The 5,215-nt window shown below is 69.5% G+C and carries 2 protein-coding genes; both read left to right on the top strand.

Going from position 1 to position 5,215, the window contains the following annotated elements:
- The first annotated feature begins 550 nt into the window (after positions 1-550).
- The gene (gene dnaE, locus ACJOT3_RS32155) at positions 551-4,114 is read left to right on the top strand and encodes a DNA polymerase III subunit alpha (RefSeq protein ID WP_406976900.1); all 3,564 of its coding nucleotides are present in this window, start codon (positions 551-553) and stop codon (positions 4,112-4,114) included.
- A gap of 150 nt (positions 4,115-4,264) precedes the next feature.
- Complete coding sequence (locus ACJOT3_RS32150) at positions 4,265-5,080, top strand: PadR family transcriptional regulator (protein ID WP_406976899.1); 816 nt, start codon at positions 4,265-4,267, stop codon at positions 5,078-5,080.
- Positions 5,081-5,215: the final 135 nt, after the last annotated feature.

The following is a 5,215-nucleotide window of genomic DNA, read 5'->3' as shown; positions in this document are numbered from 1 at the left end:
GTCACCCCCTGGGGCGGGGGAGGCCGGGGATGTGACCGGGCTGGGGCTGAGGCTCCAGGTTGGGTGGGTAACCCCCTGGGGTGGGGGCGGGAGGCCTCCCGCGGCCGTCACCCCCTGGGGCGGGGGAGGCCGGGGATGTGACCGGGCTGGGGCTGAGGCCCCAGGTCAGGTGAGCAACCCCCTGGGGCCGGGGCCGGAGGCCTCCCGCGGCCGCCACCCCCTACGGCGGGGGAGGCCAGGGATCTGATCGGGCTGTGGCCAAGGGTCCCAGACCAGGTGGGAAACCCCCTGGGGCAGGGCAAGCACAACACCCTCCGGCCGTGGCCGAGGGCTCCAGGAGGGGCCGGGCTGGGGCTGAGGGCTTCGGGGAAGGTGGGCAACCCCCTGGGGTCTCGGGCAGGAGGCCCCCTGCCGCCGTCACCCCTGCGGTGGGGCTGGGACGCGGTCCCGTTCTGGGGTGGTCGCGGCGCACGGGCCCCGAAGGTCGTGGGGAAGTCGTAGGCTCAGGAGGTATCTCCTGTCCGTCCACCCACTGGGGAGCATTCCGCCCATGGCAGACTCCTTCGTCCACCTGCATGTCCACACCGAGTACTCCATGCTCGACGGTGCGGCCAAGCTCAAGCCCCTCTTCAAAGAAGCGGGCAGATTGGGCATGCCGGCGGTCGCGATGACCGACCACGGCAACATGTTCGGGGCGTACGAGTTCTACCAGCAGTCCAAGGGCTCCGGCGTCAAGCCGATCATCGGCATCGAGGCCTACGTGGCGCCCGAGTCGCGCTTCCACAAGAAGCGGGTGTTCTGGGGGCGGGCCAGCGGGTCGGACGACACCGCGACCGAAGGCGCCAAGGACATCTCCGGCGGCGGCCGCTTCCTGCACATGACGATGCTGGCCCGCAACGCCACCGGGCTGCGCAACCTCTTCAAGATGTCCTCGCTCGCGTCCGTCGACGGCTACTACACCAAGCCCCGCATGGACCTGGAGCTGATGTCCGAGAACAGCGAGGGCATCATCGTCTCCACCGGCTGCCCCTCCGGGGGTGTGCAGACCCGGCTGCGGCTGGGCCAGGAGAAGGAGGCGATCGAGTACGCCGCCGGGCTCCAGGACATCTTCGGCAAGGAGAACGTCTTCCTGGAGCTGATGGACCACGGCGTGCCCATCGAGAAGGAGGTCCGCGACGGCCTCCTCAAGGTCGGCAAGCACCTGGGCATCCCGCCGCTGGTCACCAACGACTCCCACTACGTCTACGAGTCCCAGGCCGACGCCCACGACGCGCTGCTGGCGGTGGGGGTGGGCAAGAACCTGGACGACCCCACCCGGTTCCGGTTCAACGGCTCGGGCTACTACCTCAAGACCGCCGACGAGATGCGCGGGCTGCTCAACTTCGAGCAGTGGGCCGAGGGCTGCAAGAACACCCTGCTGATCGCCGAGCGCATCGACCCCCACGCCTACGACGAGGTCTTCGCCCACCGCGACCTGATGCCGGTCTTCCCGGTCCCCGAGGGGGAGACCCAGTCCTCCTGGCTGGCCAAGGAGGTCGAACGGCTGCTGCCCACCCGCTACCCGGACGGCACCCGCGACGAGGTCCGCCAGCGGGTGGAGTTCGAGCTCGGCATCATCAACGAGATGGGCTTCCCCGCCTACTTCCTCGTGGTCTCCGACATCTGCCAGTACGCCCGCAAGAACGGCATCGCGCTGGGCCCGGGCCGTGGTTCGGCGGCCGGCTCGATGATCGCCTACGTCCTGGGCATCACCGACCTGGACCCGATGGAGCACGGCCTGCTGTTCGAGCGGTTCCTCAACCCCGAACGCGTGTCCATGCCCGATGTCGACCTCGACTTCGACGAGCGCCGCCGCGGCGAGATGATCGAGTACGTCACCCGCCTGTACGGCGAGGAGCGGGTGGCGCAGATCCTCACCTTCGGCACCATCAAGGCCAAGGCCGCGGTCAAGGACTCCACCCGCATCCTGGGCATGCCCTACTCGGTCGGCGACCAGATCACCAAGGCCTTCCCGGCGGCCGTCGGCGGCAAGGAGATCCCGCTCGACGCGGTGTTCAACACCGAGCACGAGCGCTACAGCGAGACCACCGAGCTGCGCAACCTGGTCGACAACGACCCCCAGGTCGCCAAGGTCATGGAGACCGCGCGCGGTATCGAGGGCCTGACCCGCGGCACCGGTGTGCACGCCGCCGGCGTCATCCTGTCCAAGGAACCCCTGCTCGACGTCATCCCGCTGCACAAGCGCGACGCCGACGGCGCCATCATCACCGGCTTTCCCTACCCTCAGTGCGAGGAGATGGGTCTGCTCAAGATGGACTTCCTGGGCCTGCGCAACCTGACGATCATGGACGACGCGGTCAAGTCCATCAAGGAGGCGGAGGGGATCGACATCGACCTCTCCACGCTCTCCCTCGATGACAAGAAGACCTACCAGCTGCTCTCGCGCGGTGACACCCTCGGCGTGTTCCAGCTGGACGGCGGCGCCATGCGCAACCTGCTCAAGCGGATGGAGCCGAAGAAGTTCGGTGACATCGCGGCCGTCCTGTCGCTGTACCGGCCCGGTCCGATGGCGGCCAACGCGCACAACGACTACGCGGACCGCTCGAACGGGCGGCAGGAGATCACCCCGATCCACCCGGAGCTCAAGGACGCCCTGGAGCCGATCCTCGGGGAGACCTTCCACCTGCTTGTGTACCAGGAGCAGATCATGGCCATCGCCCAGCAGCTGGCCGGGTACACGCTGGGCGGCGCCGACCTGATGCGGCGCGCGATGGGCAAGAAGAAGAAGGAGGCCCTGGAAGAGGAGGAGGCCAAGTTCTTCCCCGGCGCGATGGAGCGCGGCTTCTCCAAGGAGGCCATCCAGGCCCTGTGGGACGTCATGCTCCCGTTCGCGGGCTACGCGTTCAACAAGTCGCACGCCGCCGGGTACGCGCTGGTCTCCTACTGGACCGCCTACCTCAAGGCCAACCACCCCGCCGCGTACATGGCCGCGCTGCTGACCTCGGTCAGCGACGACAAGGACAAGATGGCGGTCTACCTCGCCGAGTGCCGCGCCCAGGGCATCAAGGTGCTCCCGCCCGACGTCAACGAGTCCGGTCTGCGCTTCACCCCCGTCGGCAAGGACATCCGCTTCGGCATGGGCGCGGTCCGCAACGTCGGCGCCAACGTCGTCAACTCGATCATCAAGAGCCGCACCGAGAAGGGCAAGTACACCTCCTTCACGGACTTCCTCTCCAAGATCGAGCTCGCCGCCTGCAACAAGCGCGTCATCGAGTCCCTGATCAAGTCGGGCGCCTTCGACTCCCTGGGCCAGCCGCGCCGGGAGCTGTACCGCCACCACGAGGTGGCCGTCGACGGCATGATCAGCTCCAAGAAGCAGGAGGCCCACGGCCAGTTCGACCTGTTCGGCGGCGCGGACGAGGGCGGCGACTCCACCCCCATCGGGTTGAACATCCAGTGGGGCGACGAGGAGTGGGACCGCAAGACCAAGCTCGCCTTCGAACGCGAGATGCTCGGCCTGTACGTGTCCAGCCACCCGCTGGCCGGCGCCGAGCGGGTGCTGGCCCGCTCCCGGGACACCTCCATCGCCCAGATCGTCGCCGGGGAGATGAGCCGCGAACGCAACGAGGTGCGCATCGCCGGCCTGATCTCCAAGGTGGAGAAGCGGGTGAACAAGGCGGGCAACCAGTGGGCGATCGCCACCGTGGAGGACCTGGACGCCGCCATGGAGGTGCTGTTCTTCCCCAAGACCTTCCCGCTGTACGTGGACGCCCTCATCGAGGACACCGCGGTGACGGTCAAGGGCCGCCTCAACGACCGGGACGGCACCTGGTCGATGTTCGCCTCGGAGCTGTCCATGCTGGACATCTCGCACATCACCGAGGGCGAACCGCCGGTGCTGCTCACCGTCGACGAGAAGCGCCTGACCCCGGAGCTGGTGGAGGAGCTGCGCCAGGTGCTCAGCTCCCACCAGGGGGGGACCCCGGTGCGCATCCGGGTGGACAACCCGGTCCGCTCCAAGGTCTTCGCGGTGGACCGCTACTCGGTGCGGATCTCCCCGGAGTTCAACGGCGAGATGAAGAGCCTGCTGGGGGCGTACGCCGTCGACTACTAAAACTCGAGTGACCTGGATCCCCGTGTGCCGTGGCCCGGCGCACGGGGATTTTTTCGTGCCCTGACTTGCCACTCCAAAGTTAGCGATATATCTTTGAGCTATCAGAACAGAGCATGACAGTCGCTCTGTATCGACTCGAGGGAGAACACCATGACCGCCATGGCACTTCCCGGTCCCTGGGACCGGAACGACGACCGCGACGACCGCCCCTACGGCCCCCGCTCGCGCCACTTCACCGAGGGCCGGCGCGGCGGCGGACGCCGCCGCGGGCACCCGCACGGCGGCGGCCCCCGCCCCGACTTCGGCCCGGTGCCGCCCGAGCCCCCCATGCCGCCGATGCCGCCGGGAGGCCCCGGCGGCTGGGGGCCCGGACCGTTCGGGCCCGGCGGGCCCTTCGGAGGGTTCGGTCCCTTCGGCGGGCACGGCGGCGGCCGCGGGGGACACCGGCGCGGCGGGTCCCGGGCCCGGCGCGGCGACGTGCGCACCGGCATCCTGATGCTGCTGGCCGAGGAGCCGCGCAGCGGCTACGAGATCATCCGGGAGGGCCGCGAACGCAGCGGCGGGGCCTGGCGCCCCAGCCCCGGCTCCATCTACCCGATGCTCCAGCAGCTGGAGGACGAGGGGCTCATCGTCCAGCAGGAGGGCGAGGGCCGCCGCCGCCCCTACAAGCTCACCGAGGAGGGCATCGACCACCTTGAGGAGCACGGCGCCGACCTGACCCCGCCGTGGGAGGCCGCCGCCGACGCCTACGCCGACGACCGCTCGCGCTACGAGGAGATCGGTTCCCTGGCCGCCCAGCTCGGCGCCGCCGCCTTCCAGGTGGCCCAGGCCGGAACGCCCGAGCAGGTGGACCGCGCCAAGCGGCTGCTGGCCGAGAGCAAGCGCGGCCTGTACCGCATCCTCGCCGAGGACGAGCCCGAGGGCGACGGCCTCGACGACACCGCCGACACCGGCGACCGGGACTGATCCCCGGACACACCGGACCCGGACACACCAAAGGGGCCCGCCGCGGTATCGCGGCGGGCCCCGTCGTCGTTGTGTCCACGTCCCCGGTGAGCCGTGCGCCCGCTTCCGGAGCGAGCCGGGGGCGCTCTCCGGCGG

The sequence above is a fragment of the Nocardiopsis protaetiae genome (genome assembly GCF_045446735.1).
Lineage (GTDB): Bacteria > Actinomycetota > Actinomycetes > Streptosporangiales > Streptosporangiaceae > Nocardiopsis > Nocardiopsis protaetiae.
This window is presented reverse-complemented; position numbering and strand designations above follow the sequence as displayed.

Bases quoted from the DNA above. Each gene is read 5' to 3' on its own strand.
- dnaE (WP_406976900.1), top strand. From the start codon at position 551: ATGGCAGACTCCTTCGTCCACCTGCATGTCCACACCGAGTACTCCATG.
- ACJOT3_RS32150 (WP_406976899.1), top strand. From the start codon at position 4,265: ATGACCGCCATGGCACTTCCCGGTCCCTGGGACCGGAACGACGACCGC.